Genomic DNA, 24,134 nt, shown 5'->3' with positions numbered 1-24,134 from the left:
GTTCGGCGGTGCGGCCCGAGTTCGCGGCTCACCGCTCCGGCAGTGTCAGTACCAGTCGTACCCCGCCGAGCGTGCCGTCGTCGAAACAGGCTCGGCCGCCGTGCAATTGGGCCTGCTGGGCGACCAGCGCCAGGCCCAGGCCGGAGCCGCCCTTACTGGCGTCGCGGCCGCGCACGAAGCGCTGGAACACCGCATCGCGTTCCAGGGGCGGGATCCCGCGGCCGTTGTCATCGATCGACAGCACGATCGCGCCGTCGGCGATCCGGTGCGCGGAGATCAGCGCCTCGGTCGCGCCGCCGTGCCGGACCGAATTCGTGAGCGCGTTGTCGACGGCCAGCCGCAGCCCGGTCGGCAGGCCGCAGATGATCAGCTCCGGATCCGCGTCGATGCGCACGGTCAGCGCCGGATAGTGCCGCATGGCATCGTGGGCGGCCTGATCGACCAGGTCGGCGAGATCGGTCTCCACCAGGTCGCTGTCGTTGGTGAGCTCTCCGGCGGCCAGTCGTTCCAGCGCCGCCAGCGTGGCCTCGACCCGGCCCTGACTGCGTTGCAGATCGTCGAGGATCTCCGCGCGCTGCGCCTTGTCCAGGTCGAGGGTGCGCAACACCTCCAGGTCGGTGCGCATCGCGGTGAGCGGGGTGCGCAACTCGTGCGCGGACACCGCGGAGAAATCGCGGGCGGTCTCCAGTGCGGCGGCGGTCGCGGCCTGGGCCCGGTTCACCCGCTCCAGCAGGCTGTTCAGCGCGTCGGCGAGCTGTTCGGCCTCGCGGACCCCGGACCCGTCCACCGGTTCCTCCGGTTGTCCGGTCGCGCCGTAGGCCCCGACCTGTTCGGTGAGATGGACGATCGGGCGCACCGCGCGACCGCCGAACACCCAGCCCAGCCCGGCGGTGGCGGCGATGGTGAGCAGGGCCGCCGCCAGCACCCACCGGCGTTGTTCGGAGGTGGCGTGATACGCCTGGGTGAGCGGGATACCGATGGAGACGGTCCGCCCGCGCGGCTGATTGTCGGTGGTGGTCAGCACCCGGAACGGGACGCCGTCCAGCGAGATGGTCTGCGATCCCCGCCGCAGTTCCGGCAGATGGACGCTGGTGCTGGAGACCACCGTGCTGTCGTCGCGGACCGTCACCGCCAGATCGTGATTGGGCCCGACCAGCGAGAGCACCCCCACCGCGATCACCGGCTGGATCAGCACGATCCGCGCGGCGATGGTCAGTTCCTGATCGGCCTGGGCCAGATTGTTGCGCTCCAGCGCCTGCACCGACAGCCAGCCCACCACGGCCGCGATGACGGTCGCCCCCAGGGCGGTCGCCGCCGCCACGCGGGTACGCAGCGAATACGAGCCGCGCCGCCGCCGGTGGGCGTACGCGCTCACTTCGGCGCCCGCAGCACGAAGCCGACCCCTCGGATGGTGTGCAACAGCCGCGGCGTGCCCTCGGCCTCCAGTTTGCGGCGCAGGTAGCCGACGAACACGTCGACCACATTCGTATCGGCGGCGAAGTCGTAGCCCCACACCAGTTCCAGCAGCCGTTCCCGGCTCAGCACCACACCGGCGTTGCGGGCCAGCGTGGACAGCAACTCGAATTCCCGCTTGGTGAGCTCGATCTCGTGACCGTTGAGCAACGCGCGGTAGCCGGCCACGTCGACCTCCAACGGGCCCACCGTGATTCCGGCCGGACCGGTACCCGCCGGGACGGCGGCGTCGCTGCGGCGGCGCAGCAGCGCGCGGATGCGCGCGACCAATTCGGCCAGGACGAACGGTTTCACCAGATAGTCGTCCGCGCCGGACTCCAGGCCCGCGATCCGGTCGTCGACCGAGTTGCGGGCCGACAGCACACAGATCGGCACCTCGTTACCCATCGCCCGCAGCGCGGTCACCACGCCGGCGCCGTCGAGGACCGGCATATTCATATCGAGCACGATCGCGTCCGGGGACTGTTCACCGACGCTGCGCAGCGCCGCCGCCCCGTCCCGGGCGATCAGCACCTCGAATCCGGACAACCGCAACCCACGCTGGACCGACGCGAGCAGATCCTCGTCGTCGTCCACCAACAACACGGTAGGAACAGTGGCTGTATCTGATTGCATCGGCTCCGCCTCTGTATTTGATTGCTTCGGCTCCGCCTCGCTGGTTTGCGGCCTGTAACCCCGGCGTTCCGGCACCCGCTGCCTGCTCCTTCGTCGCATCGCATCGGGCACCGGAACGCCGGGGGCGGCCGCAAACCGCGCGGGGTACGAGGGCGCGACCGTGGGCGATTCGCCCCCAGGCTATGCCATCTACACAGCGGATTCCGGGGGACCCGCTGCGCTGGGCCCGTGCCGATGCGGCGTGAAAAGCGGTGTGGCCGATCAATTCGTCCGAGGTGGGCGGCTCCGGCGACCTGTGCCGGAGAGGGCCTGCCCCGAGGCGGTCAGGAGGGGGTGTTGTCGGGTGCCTGGTCCGGGTGGGGAGTGCCCCGGGAGGTGAGGATCTGGTCCTCGAAGGCGAGGAGGACGGCCGGATCCTCGATGGTGGCGGGCATTTCCCAGGCCTCGTCGGCGGCGATCTGGCGCATCGTGCGGCGGAGGATCTTGCCGGAGCGGGTTTTCGGGAGGGCCTGCACGATCACCACGTCGTGGAGGGTGGCGATGGCGCCGATCTGGTCGCGGACCCTTGCGATGACCTCGTCGCGGAGTCGGTCGGGGGTGATGTCGGCGGCCGTCTTCAGGACCACGTACGCGATCGGCCGCTGGCCCTTGAGTTCGTCGGGGACGCCGATCACGGCGCATTCGGCGATCGCGTCGTGGCCGGCCACGGCCGCCTCGATACCGCCGGCGGACAGGCGGTGGCCGGCCATGTTGATCACATCGTCGCTGCGGCCCAGGACGAAGAGGTAGCCGTCCTCGTCGAAGTAGCCGGAGTCGCCGGTGAGGTAGTGGCCGGGGTAGGCCGAGAGGTAGGAGCGGGCGAAGCGTTCGTCGTCGCCCCACAGGCCGGTCAGGGTGCCGGGGGGCATCGGGAGGCCGATCACGATGTTGCCCTCGGTGCCGGGCGGCACGGCGCGGCCCTCGTAGTCCAGGACGCGCAGGCGGTAGCCGGGGACGGGGACCGAGGCGGAACCGGGCTTGATCGGAAGTTCTTGCAGGCCTATGGGATCCGCGCAGATCGGCCAGCCGGTCTCGGTCTGCCACCAGTGGTCGACCACCGGGGTGTCCGGGTGGCCGGCGAGCAGGACGTCGCGGACCCAGTCGTAGGTGGGGGGATCCAGGCGCTCGCCGGCGCAGAACAGGGCGCGCAGCGAGGAGAGGTCGTGTTCGCGGGCGAGGTCGGCGTCGGGATCGATGCGGCGGATGGCCCGCAGGGCGGTGGGAGCGGTGAACATCACATGCACGCCGTACTTCTCGACCAGCCGCCAGTAGGTGGCCGAATCCGGCGTACCGACCGGTTTGCCCTCGAACAGGACGGTGGTCGCGCCGGCGAGCAGCGGCGCGTAGACGATGTAGGAGTGACCCACCACCCAGCCGATATCGGAGGTGGTGAGCATCACCTGTCCCGGTCCGACGTCGTAGATGTTGCGCATGGACCAGGTCAGCGCCACCGCGTGGCCGCCGTTGTCGCGGATCACGCCCTTCGGGCGGCCGGTCGTGCCGGAGGTGTAGAGGATGTACAGCGGATCCGTCGCGGCCACCGGGACCGGGTCGGCGGGCTCCGCGTCGCGGATCATGTCCTCCCAGTCCAGCCATTGCGCCGCAACGGTTTCCGAGGAGTCCGGCAAATTCCCGGTGGCGGGCTGCGGGGCGGCGAAGCGGATCACCGGGAAGCCCTCGCGCTGCTTGACCACCACGTGGTGGGGGGCGGCGGTCTTGGTCAGGTCCAGGGCCTGCAGCACGATCGGCGGGTACTCGACCTGGCGGCCCGGCTCCAGGCCACCGGAGGCGGTGACGATCAGGGTGGGCTGGGCATCGTCGATGCGGGCGGCCAGTTCATGGGCGGCGAATCCGCCGAAGACCACCGAGTGCACCGCGCCGATCCGGGCGCAGGCCAGCATCGCGACCACGGCCTCCGGGATCATCGGGAGATAGATGACCACCCGGTCGCCGGTCCGCACCCCCAGCCGCAGCATCGCGCCGGCGAACTGTGCTACCTCCGCGAGCAATTCGGCATATGTGTAGGTTCGACTGGCGCCGGTCATGGCCGAGTCATAGATTAGGGCCGGCTGGTGTGCGCGACCCCCCGCAGCTGTGGGGCGGCCGGCCGAGTCCGGTTGGGACGCTTCGACTTGCGTCGAGCCCTCTTCCGGTGTGATATCGCGCACATGACGATCGAGTGCGTTGTAGGAGGTGTTCAGGCGGGCATCGGGAAACCACCGAGCGGTCGGTCGGGCCGTGGCGTCGAGGATCTGGTTGGGCGGAACATCCCAGCTGACAGCCTCGGCCGCAGCGCGCCAGAAGTCCGAGGGATCGACCAGGCTCGTTTGGTAGGCGGGCCGGTACTCCTGCTTCGCGTTCAACCCTGTGACTCCCTGCCTCGCCTCTGATGCCCGCCTCGATAGATCAGCCTGATTGTGGCAGACTTCACGCGACGTCCGGGCGGACGCCGCGACCTTTGATTTTGTCCAGAATGGGCTGGTTGATGGCCGGTGAAGGCCAAGTAGTCACACAAGAAGTTATTGATCCGTTAGAATCGCATGCCACATATATCGGCCGTCATGGACGCAATTTTCTCGGCCAGCCGCAGTTCTCGGCCAGCTCTGACTGTCGAGCCCAGCGTGCGATCGCGGAGGCTCGCTCATGGCGCATGGCTGGGGCCAGTTTGGAAAGTGAGTGGAGATGCGTGACGCCGCTAGGCCCGGTACGAAGCGTTGGGCGCTCGGCAACTGGGACCTGCGCTGGAAGGTGACGGCCGTCCTGGCCGTGCCCCTGCTGGTGGCGGTGGTACTCGGAGCATCCCGGATCGCGTCGGAGTTCGGTGACTCGAGTCACCTGAACTCCTCGGTCTCCCAGGTCGAGGCGATTCCGGCGGTTACCGGGCTGTCCGCCGCCGCCGGCACCATCGCCGCCTCGCAGATGGTCCAGATCGGCACCCAGTCGGTGGTCGACGACGCCGATCTCGCCAAGCTGGACGCCGCCATCGAGGCCGCCGTCAAGGCCGAACCCAAACTGGACGGTGTGTCCGGTGGGCGGGCCACGCTCGACGCCATGATCACCGGCGCCAAACAGGTGCGGGCGGCCGGGAAGACGCCGGCGAAGAGCGTGCCGGACGCGCTCAATCAAGAGGAGAGCATCCGGCAGGGCAGCGTCAAGACGGTGGAGGCCATCGTCTCCGCCATCGCGGATCCGAGCGTCGAGGCCGCGAAGCTGCAACTGGTCGACTCGCTGAACACCCGCGCGGCCCTGGTGACCCAGAGCGCCGCGATGGCCGTCGCGCTGCGCGGCAATCCCAAGGACGGGTTGCGCGACTATCTGGCCTCGCTCGCCACCGAGCGGCAGATGCTGACCGTGCTGGCCCACCGGTTCCCCGACGGCGACGCGACCATCACCGGACTGATCGCCGAGGCCGACAACCGGCAGACCCTGGCCACCGGCCCGCAGGTCGCCTCCGGCCAGGTGCCGATCCAGGACATGAAGGAGTCCTCGGAGACCAGCCTCGCGAACTACCAGAAGATCGTCGACCGGTCGACCGCCGACATCACCTCGCGGGTGAACACCCTCGCGGGCGATTCGCAGTCCGGCGCGATCCGGTACTCGGCGATCGTCATCACGACCATCCTCGCCGCGTTGCTGCTCGCCGTGGTCATCGCCCGCTCGATGATCGTCCCGCTGCGCAAGCTGCGCCTCGCCGCGCTGCGCGTCGCCGAGCACGACCTCGGGCACGAGGTGTCGCGCCTGCGCGACGGCGCCAGCCCCGAGGACGTGCCGCTGGAACCGATGCCGGTGCACACCGACGAGGAGATCGGCCAGCTGGCCCGCGCGGTCGACGACATCCACGGTCAGGCGCTGCGCCTGGCGGCCGACCAGGCCGCGATGCGTACCCAGGTCAACGACATGTTCGAGACGCTGGCCCGCCGGTCGAAGTCGCTGGTCGACCATCAGCTCTCGCTGATCGAGGCGATGGAGTACGACGAGAAGGATCCCCGCCTGCTGGAGAACCTCTTCCGGCTGGACCACCTCGCCGCCCGTATGCGCCGTAACGGCGACAACCTGCTGATTCTGGCCGGTACCCGGCAGCGCCGGACCAAGTCCGCCCCGGTCGAGGTCGCCGACGTGCTGCGTGCCGCGATCTCCGAGGTCGAGGACTACGAACGGGTGAAGCTGGGCGCCACCCCGCGCGGCGCCATCACCGAACCGGCGGCCTCCGACCTCGCACACCTGTTCGCCGAGCTGCTCGACAACGCGCTGCGCGCCTCGCCGCCGGAGACCGACGTCAAGTTCACCTTCGCGCAGGCGCACGATCAGGGCGTGCTCATCGAGGTCGCCGACCGCGGTATCGGTATGCCGCCGGCCGAGATGGCCGAGATCAACCGCCGGCTCGAGACCACCGCCGAGGTCGGTTCCGACACCGCGCGGCACATGGGCCTGTTCGTGGTGGGCCGGCTCGCCGAGCGGCACGGGCTCACCGTGCGCCTGCGGCCGACCTTCGACACGGCCCGCGACCCCGGCGTCACTGTGACGGTGCATGTGCCCAAGGTGCTCATCGTCGCGCCGCCGGGTGGCATGATCACGGTTCCGGCGCCGACGCCGAGCCAGCCGAACAATCCGGTCCAGCCCACCGGACCGCAGCGGGCCAACGGCCCGTCCTCGATGCAGATGCGGGCCGTCACCCGGACGCCCAGCGGCAACATGATGGTGACGGTCGATCCCAACGCCAGCGGCGGGATTCCGACCGGGGGCGATCGGACGGTCGCCGCCAACGGCACCGCCGGGATCAACGGCACCGCCGGACCGCAGGGCCCCAACGGCACCGCGCCGCAGTCCGCACCGCCGAGCGGTCCGCTGCCGCAGCGGCAGCCGGGCAACGCGGCGGCGGCCGGTGGCCTGCCGCAGCGCCAGCCGGGTACCAACGGCCCGACCGTGCGGCACACCGTATCCGACCCCAATCTCCGCAGTCCCGGACTGCCGCAACGGGATCCGGGTGCGAACGGTCCGCAGGCGCCCCAGCCGCAGCCCGGTACCGGCCTGCCGCAGCGTCCGGGCGGTACGGGTGCGCCGCAGCCGCAGCCGGGCCTGGCGGCCAACATGCTCAAGCGGCAGCAGCCGGGCGCCGTCCCGGGTCAGCCGCGACCGGCGGGGCCGCCGCCGTCCGGGCCGACCGGCCTGCCGCAGCGGCAGCCGGGCGCCAACGGGCTGCCGCAGCGCGAGACCGGACTGTCCCAGCGGCCCGCGGGTCCGTCGTCCGCTCCGAGCGGTCTGCCGCAGCGCGATGCCGGTGCGACCGGACTGCCGCCGCGCGCCCCGGGTGCGCCGGGTAGCGGTCTGCCGCAACGGCCGGGTTCCGGTCTGCCGCCGCGGGATCCGAGCGGCGCCGGTGCGCCGCCGGCCGCGCCGGGTCTGCCGACGCGGGATGCGCAGTCCGGTGGGTTGCCGCGCCGTGAGCCGACCTCCCCGGGTATGCCGGTGCGTGATCCGAATACGGGTCTGCCGCAGCGGGATCCGGGTAGTGCGGGTGTGCCGCCGGCCGCGCCGGGCTTGCCGACGCGGGATGCGCAGTCCGGTGGGCTGCCGCGCCGTGAGCCGACCTCCCCCGGTATGCCGGTGCGTGATCCGAATACGGGTCTGCCGCAGCGGGATCCGGGTAGTGCGGGTGTGCCGCCGGCCGCGCCGGGTCTGCCGACTCGGGATGCGCAGTCCGGTGGGCTGCCGCGTCGTGAGCCGACCTCTCCCGGTATGCCGGTGCGTGATCCGAATACCGGTCTGCCCCAGCGGGATGCCGGTCCGTCCGGTCTGCCGACGCGTGATCCGGGTGCGACGGGCTTCCCGCAGCGGGATACCGGCGCGCACGGCCTGCAGCGACGGGAACCGGGTCCGACCGGTCTGCCGCAGCGGGATACCGGCGCCACGGGCCTGCCGCAGCGGGAAACCGGTCTGCCGCAACGCGATACGGGCGCGACCCGCCTGCCGCAGCGGGATACCGGTTCGCACGGCCTCCCACAGCGGGACACCGGTTCACACGGTCTGCCGCAGCGGGACACCGGTTCACACGGTCTGCCGCAGCGTCAGCCCGGCGGTCTGCCGCAGCGCGGCGACACCGGGACCGGTGGCCTGCCGTTGCGGGCGCCGGGTGAGGGCAACGGCCTGCCCCGGCGCGAGGCGCCGGACAACGGTCTGCCGCAGCGTGATTCGTCCGGTGGACTACCCACCGGCCTACCGCGCCGGCAGCCCGGCGCGGGACTACCCCCGCGGCCGGAGCCGACGCCGGGCCTACGCCCGCCGGCGGCGGAGCGACTCGACGACGCCGGTGACGGCGACGGCGAGGGACGCGACCGCGGCCGGCACAGCTTCCGGGCCAACACCCAGAAGACCGCCTCCTTCTTCCAGACCCGGTTGCAGCCGACCGCGGAATCGGATCCGATCATCGGCGGTACGCCGATCTTCGCGGAGATGATGTCCGCCTGGCTACAGGATCCGAATGCGGACCGGTCCCAGGTGGCCGCTTCCTTCGAATCACCGGGTGACGAGGGCTGGCAGGCGGCACGCCATGCGGTGGAGTCGCAGTCGGAGCGACGGACGGCGGCCGGGTTGCCCCAGCGCGATCCGGGTAACCGACTGGTTCCCGGTGGAGTCACCGGAAACACCGACGCGTCGACCAACCGCGATCCAGAATCCATCAGGTCAAGTCTGAGTCGTCACCAGCAGGGCGTCCGGGATGGCCGCGCAATGAGAGCAATGAACCTAACCGGAGATAAAGGAGACCGATGAACCCCGATCTAGGTGGTACGAACCGTCAGCTGGATTGGCTGGTTTCGAACTTCGCCAACGAGGTTCCGGGCGTCGCTCACGCCGTGCTGGTTTCGGCGGACGGTCTGCTGATGGCCGCGAGCGCGCAGTTGCCCGTCGACCGCGCCGAACAGCTGTCCGCGGTGACCGCGGGACTCGCCAGCCTGTCGGTGGGCGTGTCCAACCTCTTCGAGGGCGGCACGGTACTGCAGTCGGTGGTCGAGATGGAACACGGCTACCTGCTGCTGATGGCAGTCGGAGACGGTTCCTACCTGGCCGTGCTGACGAACACGTCCTGCGATATCGGCCAGGTGGGATACGAAATGGCCTTGTTGGTCGAGCGAGTGGGCCAGACGGTCCAAGCGACACCTCGCGTCACGATGGGTTCCTGACGGTGGGATGGACATAAACAACCAACGCGTGGGAAGCGCCGAGCCGAGCCTCGTCCGCCCTTACTCCTTGACCGCCGGCCGGACCAGGCCGACGGTCGAGTTGGCATTGGAGGCGCTCGTCGCATCGCATCCGGTCGCCCTGGAGCGGCAGTTCGAGCTCACCAACATCGAGACGTCGATCGTGGAGTTGTGCAGAGAATCGCCGTCGGTCGCGGAAGTGGCTGCCCGACTGGGCATGCCGATCGGGGTGGCACGGGTATTGGTCGCCGACCTGATCGAAGCCGGCCATGTGCGGGTTTCGGCGACATTGAAAGACGATTCCAGCGACGACGAACGTCGCGAGCTGATCGAAAGGGTTCTCAGTGGACTCCGGCGTATATGATTCGACGTCCTCGGTCGATACCCGCACCAGTAAGCCAACCTCGGCGAAGATCGTGGTCGCCGGTGGCTTCGGTGTGGGTAAGACCACTCTCGTCGGTGCCGTTTCGGAAATCGTTCCGTTGCGCACCGAGGCATTGGTGACCAATGCCAGTGTCGGCGTCGACAGCCTGGCAGCCGTTCCGACCAAGGCCACCACCACGGTGGCCATGGACTTCGGCCGGATCAGCCTGGCCGACGATCTGGTGCTGTATCTGTTCGGCACGCCGGGCCAGTACCGCTTCTGGTTCATGTGGGACGACCTGATCCGCGGCGCCATCGGCGCGGTGGTGCTGGTCGACACCCGCAGGCTGGAGGACAGTTTCGCGGCGGTCGACTACTTCGAGGCGCGGTCCCTACCGTTCCTCGTGGCGATCAACGAGTTCGACGACGCACCGCGGTACCCGCTGGAGGACATCCGGCAGGCGCTCGCGGTGCCGGCCGATGTGCCGATCATGTCGCTGGACGCACGCCGCCGCGAGCCCGTGAAGCAGGCACTGGTCTCGGTCACCGAATACGCACTGCGCAAGGTCGTTCAGGGGTACTGAGCCGGCAACCGGTCGCGGACCGGGCCGCCGGACTCACGATCCCGGTCGAGAACGGGTGGTCGGTTACGCTCGCCGCGTGAAGATCTCGGCGCGGCAGCTGCTGGACGACCTCCTCGACCCGGGTTCCTTCGTGAGCTGGGACCGGCCGCCCCTCGAGGTCGCCGCGAACCCGGCATATCGGGCGGAGCTACGGGCGGCGGCCGCGCGAGCGGGCGTCGACGAGGCCGTGCTGACCGGCGAGGGACTGCTGCGTGGGCGGCCGGTGGCCGTGATCGCCTGCGAGTTCGGCTTTCTCGCGGGTTCGATCGGAGTCGCGGCGGCCGAACTGGTCGTGACGGCGGTCGAGCGCGCCACCGAACGGGGTCTGCCGTTGCTGGCATCGCCGACCTCGGGTGGCACCCGGATGCAGGAGGGCACGATCGCCTTCGTGCAGATGGTGAAGATCGCCGGTGCGGTGGCCGCGCACAAGGCGGCGGGCCATCCCTATCTGGTGTACCTGCGCGATCCGACCATGGGCGGTGTCTTCGCGTCGTGGGGTTCGCTGGGGCACATGACGTTCGCCGAGCCGGGCGCCCTGATCGGCTTCCTCGGGCCGAGGGTGTACGAGGCGCTCTACGGTCATTCGTTCCCGGCGGGCGTACAGACTGCCGAGAATCTGTACCGCTCCGGCGTGATCGACGGCGTGCTGCCGATTCCGGTGTTCCGCCGCATCGCGCACCGCGTGCTGAACGTGGTGTACGGCACGGAATCGGCTGTGCCGGAGCCGAATTCCGATCCCGCCGCCGAGGCGCTGGAAACCGCTGCGGCCGAATCGGTTTCGCCGGCCTGGACGTCGGTGGTGCTGTCCCGCCGCCCGGACCGGCCGGGGCTGCGGCAGCTGCTGCGCCGGGCCACCGACCGAGTTCCGTTGTCGGGCACCGGACAAGGCGAGGCCGACCGGACCGTCGTGCACGCGCTGGCCCGCTTCCACGGCCGGTCGTGCGTGGTGTTCGGGCACGACCGCAGCGGTCAGACCCGCGAGAACACCATGGGCCCGGCGGCATTACGGGAGGCGCGGCGCAGTATGCACCTCGCGGCGGAACTGCGGTTGCCGCTGGTACTGGTGATCGATACCGCCGGCGCGTCGCTGTCCCGCGAGGCCGAGGAACGCGGCCTGGCGCCGGAGATCGCGCGCTGCCTGGCCGATCTGGTCACCCTGGACACCCCGACGGTCTCGGTGCTGCTGGGCCAGGGCACCGGCGGCGGCGCGCTGGCCCTGCTGCCCGCCGACCGGGTCCTGGCCGCCGCGCACGCCTGGCTGGCGCCGCTGCCGCCGGAGGGCGCCAGCGCCATCGTGTACCGGGACACCGCGCACGCACCGGAACTCGCTGCCGCACAACGTATCCGCGCGCACGACCTGCGCGCCGACGGGATCGTGGACCGGATCGTCGGCGAATATCCGAACGCCGCCGCCGAACCCGACGCCTTCGCGCAGCGGATGGTCGCCGCGATCGCCGCGACCCTCGGCGAACTGCGCGATCGATCGCCGGAGCAGCTGCGGGCGGACCGCCGGGCGCGGTACCGCCGGCTCGGATTGCCGCCACAGTGAGCTCGAACACACCCGGGCATGTCGTTGACGGGTCCGGAAACCGCTTCTACGGTCGGAACAGTGACCTTCAGTAGCGCAAGCAACACTGTGCCGACCGTCGTCCTCAACGACGGAAACGTCATTCCCCAGCTGGGTTTCGGGGTGTGGCAGGTGGCCAGCGAGGAGGCGTACGCCACCGTCGCCACGGCCCTCGAGGTGGGGTATCGCAGCATCGATACCGCCGCGGCGTACGGGAACGAGGCCGAGGTCGGCCGTGCCATCCGGGAATCCGGGGTGCCGCGCGACGAGGTCTTCGTCACCACCAAGCTGTGGAATTCCGATCAGGGCTACGACTCCACGTTGCGCGCCTTCGACAAGAGCATGGGCGAGCTGGGCCTGGAGTACCTGGACCTGTACCTGATCCACTGGCCGGCGGCGCAGGCGAACCGATTCGTCGACACCTTCCGGGCCTTCCAGGCGCTGAAGGCGCAGAACCGGATCGGTTCGATCGGCGTCTCCAATTTCACCGCCGACCATCTGCAACGGCTCATCGACGAGACCGGCGAAACCCCCGCCGTGAACCAGATCGAGTTGCATCCGAGCCTGTCCCAGGTGAAACTGCGCGGCTTCCACGCCGAGCACGGCGTCGCCACCGAGGCGTGGAGTCCGCTCGGTCAGGGCAACGAATTGAAGAACGCGACCGTCGTCGAGATCGCGGAGCAGACCGGCCGCACGCCGGCGCAGGTGATCATCCGCTGGCATCTGCAGCTGGGCAATATCGTGATCCCGAAGTCGGTCACCCCCTCGCGGATCGAGGAGAACTTCGACGTCTTCGCCTTCGAACTGACCACCGACCAGATGCGGCGCATCAACGAACTGGACACCGCCACCCGCATCGGTCCCGACCCGGACGAGTTCACCCTCGGCCTGGTGTAGTCCGCTCAGCGGCCGGGCAGGCCCAGATATTCGGTGAGTTCGACCGCGGCGGCCCGGCCGGCGCGGTTGGCGCCGATCGTGCTGGCCGAGGGGCCGTAGCCGAGCAGATGGATGCGGGGGTCCGCGGCGACCCGGGTGGCCAGCCGCCCGGTCATGGTGATGCCGCCGCCGGGCCCGCGCAACCGCAGCGGCGCGAGATGGTCCAGCGCGCTGCGGAATCCGGTGGCCCACAGGATCACCTGCGCGGGCTGGAAGGCGCCGTCCGCCCACCGCACGCCGTCGGGTTCGATGCGCCGGAACACCGGATGCCACTGCAACGCGCCGCGCGCCCGGGCCGCCCGCACCCGGTCGTCCACCGGTAGTCCGGTCACCGACACCACCGAGCGCGGGGGCAGGCCGCGGCGCACGCGGTCCTCCACGAGCGCGACCGCGCGCCGGCCGTCGTCCGGGGTGAACGGGGTCTCGCGCCAGCGCGGTTCGGTGCGCGACACCCAGGTCGTGGTGGTCACCTGCGAGATCTCGTCGAGCAGCTGGATCGCCGAGATCCCCGCACCGACCACGACGACGTGCGCACCCGCGAACTCCGCCGCCGTCCGGTAGTCGTGTGCGTGCAGTTGCCGCCCGGCGAAGGTCTCGGCGCCCGGGTAGTACGGGACGAACGGCTTCTCCCAGGTGCCGGTGGCGTTGATCAGACCGCGCACGCGCAGGGTCGTCGCGGGTGCGTCCGGGCCGGTCTCGGCGTGCAGCAGACCGTCGGCCTCGCCGGCCGGGCAGGTGGCGGGTGTGGCCCGATCGCACACCACCCGCACCGAGACCGGCCGGCGCACGGCGAGTTCGAAACGCTTCTCGTACAGCGCGAAATAGTGCGGTACGGCGGTGGCGGCGGGGACGTCGGCGGTATCGGCCGGCAGGGTCTCCGCGAACGACATCCCCGGCAGATCGTGGACGCGGTTCACGGTGGTCAGTGTCAGCGACGGCCAGCGGAACTGCCAGGCCCCGCCCGGTCCGGGTGCGTGGTCGACGATCAGGAAGTCCCGTTCGGGCCGCAGCCCGAGCCGGCGCAGGTGGTACCCCGCCGAGAGTCCGGCCTGGCCCGCGCCGATCACGAGGATGTCGACGTCGGCAGTGGTCACCAGCGTCACAGTACCGCTGGTGCGTCGGGTGCGGCCGGGCAACCGTCGGCCCCCTACAGTGAAGGCGACAATGCTCGTCGCACGACCGGGGAGGTCCGAACCATGCTGGGTGTGAGCCGCGATGGGGACGTGGTCACCATCGAACTGCAGCGCCCGCAGCGCCGCAACGCCCTCGACGAGGAGTTGGTGGGCGCGCTGCACGAGGCGGTGACGACCGCCGCGGCCGATTCCCGGGTGATCGTGCTCACCGGCGCCGGGCCGATCTTCTGCGCCGGCGCCGATCTCGACGGGGCGCATTCGGAACGGTTCCTGCGCGCGCTGATGGCGACGCTGCAGGCGGTCGAGAACGCGCCCGTGCCGGTGATCTCCGCGATCCACGGCGGTGCGCTGGGCGCGGGTGTGCAGCTGACGCTGGCCTCCGATCTGCGGGTGCTGAGCCCGGATGCCTTCGTCGGTATCCCGGCCGCGAAACTGGGTGTGTCGCTGGACAATTGGACCGTCCGGCGGCTCGCCGCACTGATCGGCGGCGGTCCGGCCCGGACCATGCTGCTCGGCGCGGAGCTGATCCCCGCGACCGACGCCTACAACTTCGGCTACGCCAACCGGATCGGTACCCCCGTGGACGCGCTGGCCTGGGCGAAGCAGATCGCGGCGCTGGCGCCGCTGTCGCTGCGTCACCTGAAGATGGTGCTCAACGACGACGGCGCCGAGACGCCGGAACAGGCCGCGGCGTTACGCGCGGCCTGGGAGAGCGCCGACGCCGAGGAGGCGATGGTGGCGCGCCGAGAGAAGCGAGCGCCGAAGTTCGTGGGCCGATGAGTGGCGTGCGTCGACCGCTTGCGGCGGTGCGGAGGATCGGGCTCGCGGCTGCCGGTGTGGCGGGCCTGACCTGGGTGGTCCGGGCGGTGTGGGAGATCCCGTCCGCGATGGGCGCCTCCGCCGCCGCGATCGCGCCGGTCGCCACGGGTGCGGTGGGCTATCGCAATCGCCAGTTCCACAACACCGAGCCGAGCGTCCAGGTCCGGCCCGGTTCGATGGTCTCGCTGCTGTTCTCGGCGCTGACCCGGCAGGGTGCCGGGCGGCCGCCGGGTGTGATCCCACTGGCCGTGCCGCAGGTCCCGGATCGGGCCGCCGAGCTGGCCGTCACCTGGTACGGCCACGCCTCGGCGCTGCTCGAGGTGGACGGCTATCGCATTCTCACCGATCCGGTGTGGAGCGAGCGGGTGTCGCCGTCGACGCTGGTCGGGCCCGCCCGGCTGCATCCGGTCCCGGTGCCGCTGACGGAACTGCCGCCGCTGGACGCGATCGTCATCTCGCACGACCACTACGACCACCTGGACCGCGAGACCGTGCGCGGCCTGGTCGAGGGCCACGACGCCCCGTTCGTGGTGCCGCTCGGCATCGGCGCACATCTGCGCGGCTGGCAGGTGCCGGATCGGCGGATCATCGAATTGGATTGGGGCGCTTCGGTTTCGCTGGCTGCCCTGGGTCGCGCGCACGATTCCGGCGACCTGGTGCTGACCTGCGGTCAGGCCCGGCACTTCTCCGGTCGCGGGCTGACCCGCAACACGACGCTGTGGGCGTCGTGGATCGTCCGGGGCCCGTCGCGGCGGGTGTACTTCGGCGGCGACACCGGGTACACGAGCGCGTTCGCGGAGATCGGCGCCACCGAGGGACCGTTCGATCTGACCCTGCTGCCGATCGGCGCATACGACGTGCACTGGCCGGATGTGCACATGAATCCGGAGGAGGCGGTGCGGGCGCACGCCGACGTGTGCGGCGGCGATCCGGGCCACGGCCTGCTGGTGCCGATCCACTGGGCCACCTTCAATCTGGCCTTCCACGAGTGGGCGGAACCGGTGCGCCGGCTGGTGTCCGCGGCCCGCGCCGCGGGAACCCCGGTCGCCGTGCCGATTCCCGGTGAGCGGATCGATCCCAATGCGCTGCCACCGCAGGACCCCTGGTGGGAAAATGTCCGCAGTGCGGCATCGCCGCCGCAGTAACGACAGGCGGCACCGCCGCAGCAGTATCAACAAGCGAAGAGAGTGCAGGGTCCGATGGGTCTGATCGATACGCTCAAGGGATTGGTTGGCCGGGGCAAGGAACTCGCCGCCGACAACGCCGACAAGATTCACGAGGCCGTCGACAAGGCGGGCGGATTCATCGACGAGAAGACCGGCGGCAAGTACACCGACAAGATCGAGAAGGGTACCGACGCGGTCAAGAGCGTGATCCCCGAGGTCCCCGCGGCCCCGGAATCCGACTCCGCACCCGAGACCGAGGCCGCCGCACCGGCGGCCGCGCCGGAGCCCCCGGCTGCGGAGGAGGCGGCGGTCTCCCCGGAGACCGCCGCTGCCGCCGAGCCGGAACCGGCCGAACCGGCAGCCACCGAACCGCCCGCGGAAACCGAGCCCCCCGTGGCCGAGGCAGTGGTCCCGGAGTCCGCGATCGGCGAGCCCCCGGTCGCGGTGCCCGCACCGGGCGTGGAACCCGAAACACCCGCCGCCGAGCCGGCACCCGCCGAGGCGGTGGTTCCCGAGTCCGCAATCGGCGAACCTCTCACCGAGGTACCTGCCCCGGCCGCGGAATCCACCACCGAATCCGCGGAGGCCGCTCCCGAGGAACCCGCCGCCGCCGAGCAGCCGAAGGAATAAGACCCGCTGGAGCTGAGCGGCCCTCGAGACCGAGGACCGCTCAGCTCTGGTGAGCGCCTGCCGCGGCGATGCCACCCGGTAGTCGGCCCCGGGATCAGGTAGCTGGACGACAGCGCGGGGTTGCTGGGGGACCGGCGGCTGATTGCCGAACCACGTGCGGTGAGGGTCGATGATCATGAACTTCGCTGTCCTGCACGGCAACAGGGCCCAACGTTCCGCACGGACCAAGGCGTCACTACCGCGGCGTATCCCGTCCCGCTAAGAGATCGCCGAGTTGGTGACCAGCACGCTACTGCTCCGGGTCTTCGCGGACCGCGAGGAGTCAGCTGAACCGAACCTGAACTTCGCCGTTCCCCTGCTGCTCCCAGGGCTGCTGACGGGTCATCGCGACTCGGTCGAAGCCGAACCAGAGTGGCGGCTTGCCGCCGAGGCCAGCGAGTCGGTGGCGATGTATCACCCGTGCCGCCGAGGACCGGGATCCGGGACTTGTCAGGGAATACGTCGTTGTCTGACAAAAGCAGAGCTACCAGGCCCTCCCTGGCACCCGTCCGACCGGTCGTAATTGTGTTAGACAGCAACCGCCGCGCGATCGAATTCTCCGGTGAGCACTCCAGTGGAGAATGCCTCCCATTCGTGGAGCGTATAGGTCAAAGTATCTGTGCCGTCAGAAAGCGAGACATTGCCGGTTGCACTGTAAGCGATGCTGGGAAGGCCATCGGTGCCCGCAGTGGTGCGATACTGCACCGCAGTGAGGAATGTTGGCCATTGTGCCGTGGCAATGCGGAGTATCGGTTGCTGGTCCGGATCGTTGGCGGGATTGCGCAGATATTTGCTGTCACGGATGAGCGTTGCTTCCGGCGTGAAGGCGATCTCGACGCAGTTCATGTTGCCTGATCGTATCGCCTTGAACCAACGTGGCGCGGTCATGCCTGTACTGTTGCAGTCCTTGCTCATCTGACATTTCTTCTAATCTATGAGTTGCTTGATGAAATTCAGGGATTGGTCCTGGTCGAGCGATTCCGCTTGGAGTTGACCAAAGACGGCTTTCAGGTTTCGTGTTCGTTCCTGATCTTCGATCAACTCGCCATAAGCGGGTGTCTCGGACCAGGCAAGCGCCGGCAGAGCGGGGCGGGCGAAATAAAAAATAAGGAAGGGGGCGTATGCGCGGATCGCCCCTGCGTGGCTGGTGAACGGAAGCACTCGGAAACTGAGAGTTGACTCGAGTCGTTCGATTGTTGTGGCGACGTGACGTAGTGTCGCACACACCAGTGAGGAGCGCGGGATCACCGACGAGGTGGGACAAATCATCCTCGCCGGGAACGAAGCCGCGACCTCGACTGACCAGCGCCGTTCGGACCGGGTTGTCGGTGCCGGCACTTACACTGCGACCATGGTCTCCCGTCGTGAATTCGGGGGTGTCGAGGTTGAGCTGACCAACCTCGACAAGGTGCTGTACCCCGCCACCGGTACCACCAAGGGGCAGGTTGTCGACTATTTCACCGAGATCGCGCCTGCTCTGTTGCCGCATGTCGCGCAGCGGGCGGTCACTCGGAAGCGGTGGCCGAACGGGGTCGCGGAGCCGTCGTTCTTCGAGAAGAATCTGCCCGCGCACGCGCCCAAGTGGTTGCCGCGGCGGTCGGTGGACCATTCGGATCGGCGGGTGACCTATCCGCTGCTCGACTCGGTTGCGGGGCTGGCCTGGATCGGGCAGCAGGCGGCGCTGGAAATCCATGTGCCGCAATGGCGTTTCGATGGGGAGGAGCGCGGGCCGGCGACGCGGCTGGTGTTCGATCTGGATCCGGGGCCCGGGGTGGGGCTGGCCGAGTGTGCGGTGGTGGCGTTGTCGATTCGCGATACGGTGCGTGATGTCGGACTGGACGCGTATCCGGTCACCAGTGGCAGCAAGGGAATTCACGTCTACGTTCCGCTGGATCGGACGCTCACCGGGCACGGCGCCTCCACGGTGGCGAAGCAGGTGGCCGCGGGACTCGAGCGGCTGCACCCCGAGCTGGTCACCGCCACGATGTCGAAATCCGCGCGGCCGGGCCGGGTCTTCCTGGACTGGAGTCAGAACAATCCGGCCAAGACCACCATCGCGCCGTACTCGCTGCGCGGCCGGGAGCGGCCGGCGGTGGCGGCGCCGCGCTCCTGGGACGAGATCGAACAGCCGAAAGACCTGCGGCAGTTGGGTTTCGAGGAGGTGCTTGCCCGCTGGCGCACCGGCGGCGATCTGCTCGCCGGGCTGGATCCGCCACTGCCGGAACGGGTTCCGGACGCGTTGTCCACCTATCGGTCGATGCGGGATCCGGCCCGGACCCCGGAGCCGGTGCCGTCCGAGCCGCCGCCGAGCGGCTCCGGCGACCGGTTCGTCATCCAGGAGCATCATGCCCGCCGCCTGCATTGGGATCTGCGGCTGGAGCGCGGCGGGGTGCTGGTGTCCTGGGCGGTGCCGAAGGGGCCGCCGACCTCCACCGGGGAGAATCGCCTGGCCGTGCACACCGAGGACCATCCGCTGGAATATCTCGACTTCCACGGTGCGATCCCGAAGGGTGAGTACGGCGGTGGCGAGATGACGATCTGGGATTCCGGCACCTACGAGACGGAGAAGTGGCGTGAGGACGAGGTCATCGTCCGGCTGCGCGGCACCCGGCTCGACGGGCGGTACGCGCTCATCCGGACGAACGGCAACCAGTGGCTCATGCATCTGATGAAGCCGGAAAGTGATGCCGGACAATCGGTTTCGAAGGATACGACCGGCCGATCCGCGCCGATGCCGCGCGGCCTGTCGCCGATGCTCGCGACCGCGGGTGACGTCTCCGGTCTCGACGCCGCCGAATGGGCCTTCGAGACGAAATGGGACGGTTTCCGGCTGATCGCCGAGATCGCCGATGGCGCGGTCACTCTGCACAGCCGCGCGGGCAACGTCGTCACCGGCCGCTATCCGCGGCTGGCGCGGCTGGGACAGGAACTGTCCGGGCACCGCGTCGTCCTCGACGGTGAGGCGGTGGTGTTCGACGATCACGGGGCGGCGAATCTCGGCCTGCTGCAAGCGGATGCGGCGCGGGCGGTGTTCGTCGCCTTCGATCTGCTGTATCTGGACGGAACCTCGCTGCTGCGCAAGCGGTATTCGGATCGGCGGCGGGTGCTGGAGGCGCTGGCCGCGCGGGCGCCGTCGCTGGTGGTGCCGCCGCGGCTGGACGGGTCCGGCGCGGATGCGTTGCGCTACAGCCAGGAACACGATCTGGAGGGGGTCGTCGCCAAACGGCACGACAGCGTCTATCTGCCGGGCCGGCGCGGCCAGTCCTGGATCAAGACCCGCAACTGGCGTACCCAGCAGGTGGTGGTCGGCGGCTGGCGGCGCAGTACCGCGCGGCCGTTCGCCTCGTTGCTGATCGGGGTGTGGCACGCGGACCGGCTGTACTACGTGGGCCGGGTCGGCACCGGATTCGACGAGCGGGAGATGGCCGATCTGGCGGCGCGGCTGCGCCGCCTGGAGCGCCGGACCGTCCCGTTCGACAACGAGCTCACCGCCGTGGAGCGCAAGGACGCGGTCTGGGTGACCCCGAAGGTCACCGGCACCGTGCGGTACATGAACTGGACCGAGGCCGGGCGCCTGTGGCACCCGGCCTGGATTCCCGCCTCGGATTAGCGGCGCCGGATCAGCGCTGCCACTTGGTGGTGCCGGCCGGCGCGATGAACGTGCCGGCGAGATCGATACCCGCGATCATCAGTGCGGGACCACCGACGACCAGGGTGCCGATGATGCCGCCCAGGGTGGCGCCGGTGATCACGCTGGCGACCACGGTGACGCCGCCCACGATGCCGATCAGACCCGCGACGGCGCCGAGTGCGGTGCCGAGCAGGGTCCCGATCCCGGTCGCGACGCTGAGCTGGGTGTTGAACGCGTCGAGCGCGCGCTCGTTCTCCAGTGCGGAGGCCACCGGGGTCGCGGCCACCGGGGCCGGCCGGGCCGTCGCGGCGTCCTTGACGGCGGTCAGCCCGAGGGTCCGGCCGTCGTCGCTGATCCGGTGCGGCAGTTGGTATTCCAGCCCGTCCTGGCGGAACGACAGTGGCAGGGTCACCAGGGTGCCGCCGGCCGCGTCGAGGATGTCGACCGTGCGTTGATCGCCGGCCACCCGGAAGGTTCCGCTGTCGAGGGCGGTCTCGATGACGTTGTCCTTCAGGGCGATCCGATAGTGCACATCCGGTGCGACCGGTGCCGCGGGCGTGGCCGGCGCGGTCTGCACGGTGGATTCCGGGGGCGCGACCGGATCTGCGTGAACCGTGCCCGACCCGAGGGCGACGGCCACGGCGACCGGCACCGCCGCCGTGGTGAAGGTGCGCAATTTCATTGCGGGTATTCCAATCTTCATCAGGTGGTGAAGTGACGAGCCGGGTGTGTCCCGGGCGCGCGGGATTCCCCTGCTGTGCTCACCCTCTGGTTTCTTTCCCGCCGTGCCCGGTGGCCGCGGCCGGACCCATCAAGATAACCGTACACGTTTCACAAATGTGGAGCGTCCGAAATCGCGTGCGAACTCGAAGAATCGATGATCACATCAGCAGATCGAGGGCCACCGCGGCCACGCACGCCGCGGCCACCATCGCCAGCGCGATCACATCGGCGCGGCCGGGCGCGTTCGGCCGGGCGGTGAGCTGTCCGGTGCCGCCGCGGGCGGTGATGGCCTCGCCGAGTTCCCCGGCGCGACGGGTGGATACGGCCATCGCGGCGGTGAGGATGTCGATCAGCGGATTGTCGGTGGCCCGTTGCAGCAGATTCTCCCGCGGCCGCAGCCGGCGCGCGGCCCGCAGGATGCGCATCTCGTCGAGCAGCAGCGGCAATCCGCGCAGGGTCAGCGCGACCACCACGGCCCATTCGTCCACGGGCAGGCGCAGTTTGCGCAGCGGCGCGCCGAGGGTGGCCAGCGCGGGCGCGATATCGCCCATCGGGGTGGTCCAGGCGATCAGGAACGAGGTGGCCAGCAGCACCAGCCCGAAGATCAGCACCTGCACATAACGCACCACGGCCGCGCTGCCGACCGGGACGTTGATCAGCGCCCCGGCCGCCAGCAGCGCCCAGAACCACCAGGGCAGCCGGGGCAGGGTGCCCAGCGGCAGCCGCGCCGCCAGGCCCGTCGCGATCAGGAAGGCCACCATCACGCCGAGCACCGGCCAGCCGGGCAGGAACATCAGCAGCACGCCGACCGCGAACGCGGCGATCATCTTGGTACCGGCCCACAGCCGATGTACCGGGCTGTCGACGGGTACCTCGCGCAGGATCACCGCGCTCATCGTGGACCTCCGAGTGCGTCGGGCCGGTGCAGGGGTGTGGTCCAGGCCGGGTGTGCCGCGGCCGCCACGGCGGGTGCGGCGGTGGCCGTGGTCTCCAGGATGCGGCCGGATTCCAGGTGGACGGTGCGATCGCAGAGCATCGCGGCGTCCTCGATGTCGTGGGAGATCACGATCAGGGTGAGACCGGAATCCCGCAGGCGGGCGAGCAGTTCCACCACCTCGGTGCGGCCCTGCGGGTCCAGCCCGGCCAGCGGTTCGTCCAGGACCAGCAGTTGCGGGCGCGCGGCCACGATCGCCGCGAGCACCACGCGTTTGGCCTGTCCGCCGGACAGTTCCTCCACCGAGCGCGAGGCCAGTGACCGATCCAGGCCGACCGCGTCCAGCGCGCGCCCGACCGCTCCCGATCCGGTGCCGCGCCCCCACGCCGCGATCTCCGAGCCGACGGTCTGCCGCTGCAACTGCAGCCGGGAATGCTGGAAGGCCAGCTCCACCGCGCCGATCCGCCGGTGCACCGGCTGCGATCCGCCGGTGCCGTGCAGCACACAACTACCGGAGGTCGGCACGACCAGCCCGGCCATGATCCAGGCCAGCGTCGACTTGCCGGACCCGTTGCCACCCACCACCAGGACGGCCTCACCCCGCTGCACGACCAGGTCGACACCGTGCAGAGCCGGTGCGGCCCAAGGAGTTTCGCGATCGTAGGTGTGCCGGACTTCGCTGAGTTCCAGCAACGGCGGACCGGAGTATCCGGTCGCCCCGGCGTAACCGGTTGCGGCCCCGGCATACTCGACCGGCAACCCGGCCGGCCGGACCGCGGGCCCGGCGTATCCGGGGATCGGCCCCGGATCGCCGCCGCCCGGCACGATGCCGGCCGCCGTCGGGGTCCGGGCCGATCGGTGCCGTACCGAGGGCCGCGGCCAGGCGGGCAGGCGGTCGACCTGACGGCCCCCGGCGACGTGGACCACCCGGTCGGCCGCGGCGGCGTCGGCCTCGTGATGGGTGACCAGCACCACCGCCATCGCATGCCGCCGCGGTAGTTCGGTCAGCAGGGCGACCAACTCGCGGCGGCCCTCCGGGTCGATCATCGCCGTCGCCTCGTCGGCGATCAGCAGGACCGGTCGCCGGGCCAGCGCGGCGGCCACGGCGAGCCGCTGCTGCTGCCCGCCGGACAGGGTCGCGGTCTCGCGGCCGCCGAGCCCGCCGAGGCCGACCTCGCGCAACATCTCGTCGATGTCGACGTCCGCGGCGGCCTCCCGTGGCAGCCCCCACACCACGTCGTCGGCGACGAGGACGCCGAGGGTCTGACTCTCCGGGCGCTGCAGGACCAGGGCGGTACCGCCGCGCAGTCCCAGGCCCGCGGAACCGGGCCGATCGACCGTGCCGGTGGTCGGCGGCCGTCCGGCCAGCACCCGGGTCAGGGTCGACTTGCCGGAGCCGTTGTGCCCGACCACAGCCACGAATTCGCCGACGTCCACGGTGAGCTCGATACCGGACAGCGCGTCGGCGCGCGCGCCCGGATAGCGGAACGACACGTCGTGCAGCGCGACCGGCAGCGGGCCGATCGGCCGGTCGTCCGGCGGCGCGGCCAGCAGATCGCGGCCGGGCAGCCATTCCAGCCGGTCCAGCACCCGGCCGAGGACGAACCAGGAGAACACCGCGGCGGACAGCACGCCACCGAGCACGCTCGCCGCGACCAGCACCCACCACCAGTGCAGCGCGAGATCGGTGAGGCGCGCGACATCGTCGCCCAGCGGCCGCAGCGCGGGCTGCCGCGCGGCCAGGTTGGCCACCCCGCGCGACGCGTTGCGGATGTTGTCGAACAGCAGCGCCCGCGACTGGGTGAACAGCAGCAGCGTGCCCACCGCGAACAGCGACCAGCCGACGCCGGCCAGTACCGACAGCCCCAGCACGGCCGCCAGGCCGCCGCCGCGGCGCTTCACGGTGCCGATGATCCCGCCGATGGTCGCCGCCGACACCACCGTGCCCGCGGACGCCAGCCCGGCGGCCACGAAGGTCACCAGGGTGGCCGAGACGGTGGCGGCCAGGCTCGCCCGCAGCCGGTAGCGCTGGGCCAGCAGACCCATCGGCACGGCCGCGACCAGCTGCAACGCGGCAGCGAACGGGATCACCGAGCCGATGGTCACCAGTCCGACGGTGACTCCGCCGAGCACCGCGGCGGTGGCGAGCTCGATCGGGCGCAGCGCACCGTGCGTGGGGGACAGGCCGTCGCCGACCGGGGATACTGCGGTCACGCCGTCAAGTCTGCCAGTCGCCGCGCGGTACGG

At 70.3% G+C, this 24,134-nt stretch carries 19 protein-coding genes; 10 read left to right on the top strand and 9 right to left on the bottom strand.

Annotation, left to right across the window (positions count from 1 at the left end; translation table 11 throughout):
* Nucleotides 1-28: 28 nt before the first annotated feature.
* The 3 genes from G361_RS0132795 to G361_RS0132785 form a co-directional block, all read right to left on the bottom strand.
* Nucleotides 29-1,375, bottom strand: a complete 1,347-nt coding sequence (locus G361_RS0132795) for a HAMP domain-containing sensor histidine kinase (protein WP_019931376.1) — start codon at nt 1,373-1,375, stop codon at nt 29-31.
* On the bottom strand, nt 1,372-2,088 hold the full coding sequence (locus tag G361_RS0132790) for a response regulator transcription factor (protein ID WP_026343781.1): 717 nt from the start codon (nt 2,086-2,088) through the stop codon (nt 1,372-1,374). The genes G361_RS0132795 and G361_RS0132790 overlap by 4 nt, the downstream gene beginning before the upstream one ends.
* Nucleotides 2,089-2,411: 323 nt before the next feature.
* Nucleotides 2,412-4,490, bottom strand: a complete 2,079-nt coding sequence (locus G361_RS0132785) for an AMP-binding protein (RefSeq protein ID WP_019931374.1) — start codon at nt 4,488-4,490, stop codon at nt 2,412-2,414.
* A gap of 319 nt (nt 4,491-4,809) precedes the next feature.
* Between G361_RS0132785 and G361_RS0132780 the strand changes: the two genes are divergently transcribed.
* The 6 genes from G361_RS0132780 (at nt 4,810) to G361_RS0132755 (ending at nt 12,773) form a co-directional block, all read left to right on the top strand.
* Complete coding sequence (locus G361_RS0132780; RefSeq protein ID WP_081635762.1) at nt 4,810-8,895, top strand: HAMP domain-containing sensor histidine kinase; 4,086 nt, start codon at nt 4,810-4,812, stop codon at nt 8,893-8,895.
* Nucleotides 8,892-9,305: a roadblock/LC7 domain-containing protein gene (locus tag G361_RS0132775; RefSeq protein WP_011207200.1), complete on the top strand. Its 414-nt coding sequence runs from the start codon at nt 8,892-8,894 to the stop codon at nt 9,303-9,305. The genes G361_RS0132780 and G361_RS0132775 overlap by 4 nt, the downstream gene beginning before the upstream one ends.
* A 7-nt stretch (nt 9,306-9,312) precedes the next feature.
* Nucleotides 9,313-9,687, top strand: a complete 375-nt coding sequence (locus G361_RS0132770; RefSeq protein WP_026343780.1) for a DUF742 domain-containing protein — start codon at nt 9,313-9,315, stop codon at nt 9,685-9,687.
* Entirely contained in the window at nt 9,668-10,270 is a 603-nt protein-coding gene (locus tag G361_RS0132765; RefSeq protein ID WP_019931371.1) for an ATP/GTP-binding protein, read from the top strand. Before G361_RS0132770 ends, G361_RS0132765 begins: the two co-directional genes overlap by 20 nt.
* A 76-nt stretch (nt 10,271-10,346) precedes the next feature.
* Nucleotides 10,347-11,858: a carboxyl transferase domain-containing protein gene (locus G361_RS0132760; RefSeq protein ID WP_019931370.1), complete on the top strand. Its 1,512-nt coding sequence runs from the start codon at nt 10,347-10,349 to the stop codon at nt 11,856-11,858.
* 60 nt (nt 11,859-11,918) lie between these two features.
* Nucleotides 11,919-12,773 carry an aldo/keto reductase gene (locus G361_RS0132755; RefSeq protein ID WP_036496161.1) on the top strand — a complete coding sequence of 285 codons (855 nt, stop codon included), beginning with the start codon at nt 11,919-11,921 and terminating at the stop codon, nt 12,771-12,773.
* A gap of 5 nt (nt 12,774-12,778) precedes the next feature.
* Here G361_RS0132755 and G361_RS0132750 read toward each other — a convergent pair whose 3' ends face one another.
* Complete coding sequence (locus G361_RS0132750; RefSeq protein ID WP_019931368.1) at nt 12,779-13,915, bottom strand: NAD(P)/FAD-dependent oxidoreductase; 1,137 nt, start codon at nt 13,913-13,915, stop codon at nt 12,779-12,781.
* A gap of 93 nt (nt 13,916-14,008) precedes the next feature.
* Here G361_RS0132750 and G361_RS0132745 point away from each other — a divergent pair, with 93 nt between their 5' ends.
* From G361_RS0132745 to G361_RS51965, 3 genes are all read left to right on the top strand, one after another.
* On the top strand, nt 14,009-14,725 hold the full coding sequence (locus G361_RS0132745) for an enoyl-CoA hydratase (RefSeq protein WP_019931367.1): 717 nt from the start codon (nt 14,009-14,011) through the stop codon (nt 14,723-14,725).
* 107 nt (nt 14,726-14,832) lie between these two features.
* On the top strand, nt 14,833-15,909 hold the full coding sequence (locus G361_RS0132740; protein WP_231387213.1) for an MBL fold metallo-hydrolase: 1,077 nt from the start codon (nt 14,833-14,835) through the stop codon (nt 15,907-15,909).
* Nucleotides 15,910-15,963: 54 nt separating this feature from the next.
* Complete coding sequence (locus tag G361_RS51965; protein WP_019931365.1) at nt 15,964-16,560, top strand: antitoxin; 597 nt, start codon at nt 15,964-15,966, stop codon at nt 16,558-16,560.
* A 567-nt stretch (nt 16,561-17,127) separates the two neighbouring features.
* Here G361_RS51965 and G361_RS48750 read toward each other — a convergent pair.
* Both G361_RS48750 and G361_RS0132725 read right to left on the bottom strand, forming a co-directional pair.
* Nucleotides 17,128-17,487, bottom strand: a complete 360-nt coding sequence (locus tag G361_RS48750; RefSeq protein WP_196814709.1) for a DUF397 domain-containing protein — start codon at nt 17,485-17,487, stop codon at nt 17,128-17,130.
* A 39-nt stretch (nt 17,488-17,526) separates the two neighbouring features.
* Complete coding sequence (locus G361_RS0132725) at nt 17,527-17,868, bottom strand: Scr1 family TA system antitoxin-like transcriptional regulator (RefSeq protein WP_255359887.1); 342 nt, start codon at nt 17,866-17,868, stop codon at nt 17,527-17,529.
* Between the two features lie 82 nt (nt 17,869-17,950).
* On the opposite strand from G361_RS0132725, the gene G361_RS0132720 reads away from it, so the two are divergent.
* Complete coding sequence (locus G361_RS0132720) at nt 17,951-20,209, top strand: ATP-dependent DNA ligase (protein WP_019931362.1); 2,259 nt, start codon at nt 17,951-17,953, stop codon at nt 20,207-20,209.
* Nucleotides 20,210-20,219: 10 nt separating this feature from the next.
* Here the strand turns inward: G361_RS0132720 and G361_RS0132715 are convergent, their stop codons facing one another.
* From G361_RS0132715 to G361_RS0132705, 3 genes are all read right to left on the bottom strand, one after another.
* Entirely contained in the window at nt 20,220-20,912 is a 693-nt protein-coding gene (locus G361_RS0132715) for an ammonium transporter (protein WP_019931361.1), read from the bottom strand.
* Between the two features lie 199 nt (nt 20,913-21,111).
* Entirely contained in the window at nt 21,112-21,849 is a 738-nt protein-coding gene (locus tag G361_RS0132710; RefSeq protein ID WP_019931360.1) for an energy-coupling factor transporter transmembrane protein EcfT, read from the bottom strand.
* Nucleotides 21,846-24,101, bottom strand: coding sequence for an ABC transporter ATP-binding protein (locus G361_RS0132705; protein ID WP_019931359.1), 2,256 nt, complete (start codon nt 24,099-24,101; stop codon nt 21,846-21,848). The genes G361_RS0132710 and G361_RS0132705 overlap by 4 nt, the downstream gene beginning before the upstream one ends.
* Nucleotides 24,102-24,134: the final 33 nt, after the last annotated feature.

This window comes from Nocardia sp. BMG111209 (genome assembly GCF_000381925.1).
GTDB lineage: Bacteria > Actinomycetota > Actinomycetes > Mycobacteriales > Mycobacteriaceae > Nocardia.
This window is presented reverse-complemented; position numbering and strand designations above follow the sequence as displayed.

Bases quoted from the DNA above. Each gene is read 5' to 3' on its own strand.
- G361_RS0132790 (WP_026343781.1), bottom strand. From the start codon at position 2,088: ATGCAATCAGATACAGCCACTGTTCCTACCGTGTTGTTGGTGGACGAC.
- G361_RS0132780 (WP_081635762.1), top strand. From the start codon at position 4,810: ATGCGTGACGCCGCTAGGCCCGGTACGAAGCGTTGGGCGCTCGGCAAC.
- G361_RS0132775 (WP_011207200.1), top strand. From the start codon at position 8,892: ATGAACCCCGATCTAGGTGGTACGAACCGTCAGCTGGATTGGCTGGTT.
- G361_RS0132770 (WP_026343780.1), top strand. From the start codon at position 9,313: ATGGACATAAACAACCAACGCGTGGGAAGCGCCGAGCCGAGCCTCGTC.
- G361_RS0132745 (WP_019931367.1), top strand. From the start codon at position 14,009: ATGCTGGGTGTGAGCCGCGATGGGGACGTGGTCACCATCGAACTGCAG.
- G361_RS0132740 (WP_231387213.1), top strand. From the start codon at position 14,833: ATGGGCGCCTCCGCCGCCGCGATCGCGCCGGTCGCCACGGGTGCGGTG.
- G361_RS51965 (WP_019931365.1), top strand. From the start codon at position 15,964: ATGGGTCTGATCGATACGCTCAAGGGATTGGTTGGCCGGGGCAAGGAA.
- G361_RS48750 (WP_196814709.1), bottom strand. From the start codon at position 17,487: ATGACCGCGCCACGTTGGTTCAAGGCGATACGATCAGGCAACATGAAC.
- G361_RS0132725 (WP_255359887.1), bottom strand. From the start codon at position 17,868: ATGATTTGTCCCACCTCGTCGGTGATCCCGCGCTCCTCACTGGTGTGT.
- G361_RS0132720 (WP_019931362.1), top strand. From the start codon at position 17,951: ATGGTCTCCCGTCGTGAATTCGGGGGTGTCGAGGTTGAGCTGACCAAC.
- G361_RS0132715 (WP_019931361.1), bottom strand. From the start codon at position 20,912: ATGAAATTGCGCACCTTCACCACGGCGGCGGTGCCGGTCGCCGTGGCC.
- G361_RS0132710 (WP_019931360.1), bottom strand. From the start codon at position 21,849: ATGAGCGCGGTGATCCTGCGCGAGGTACCCGTCGACAGCCCGGTACAT.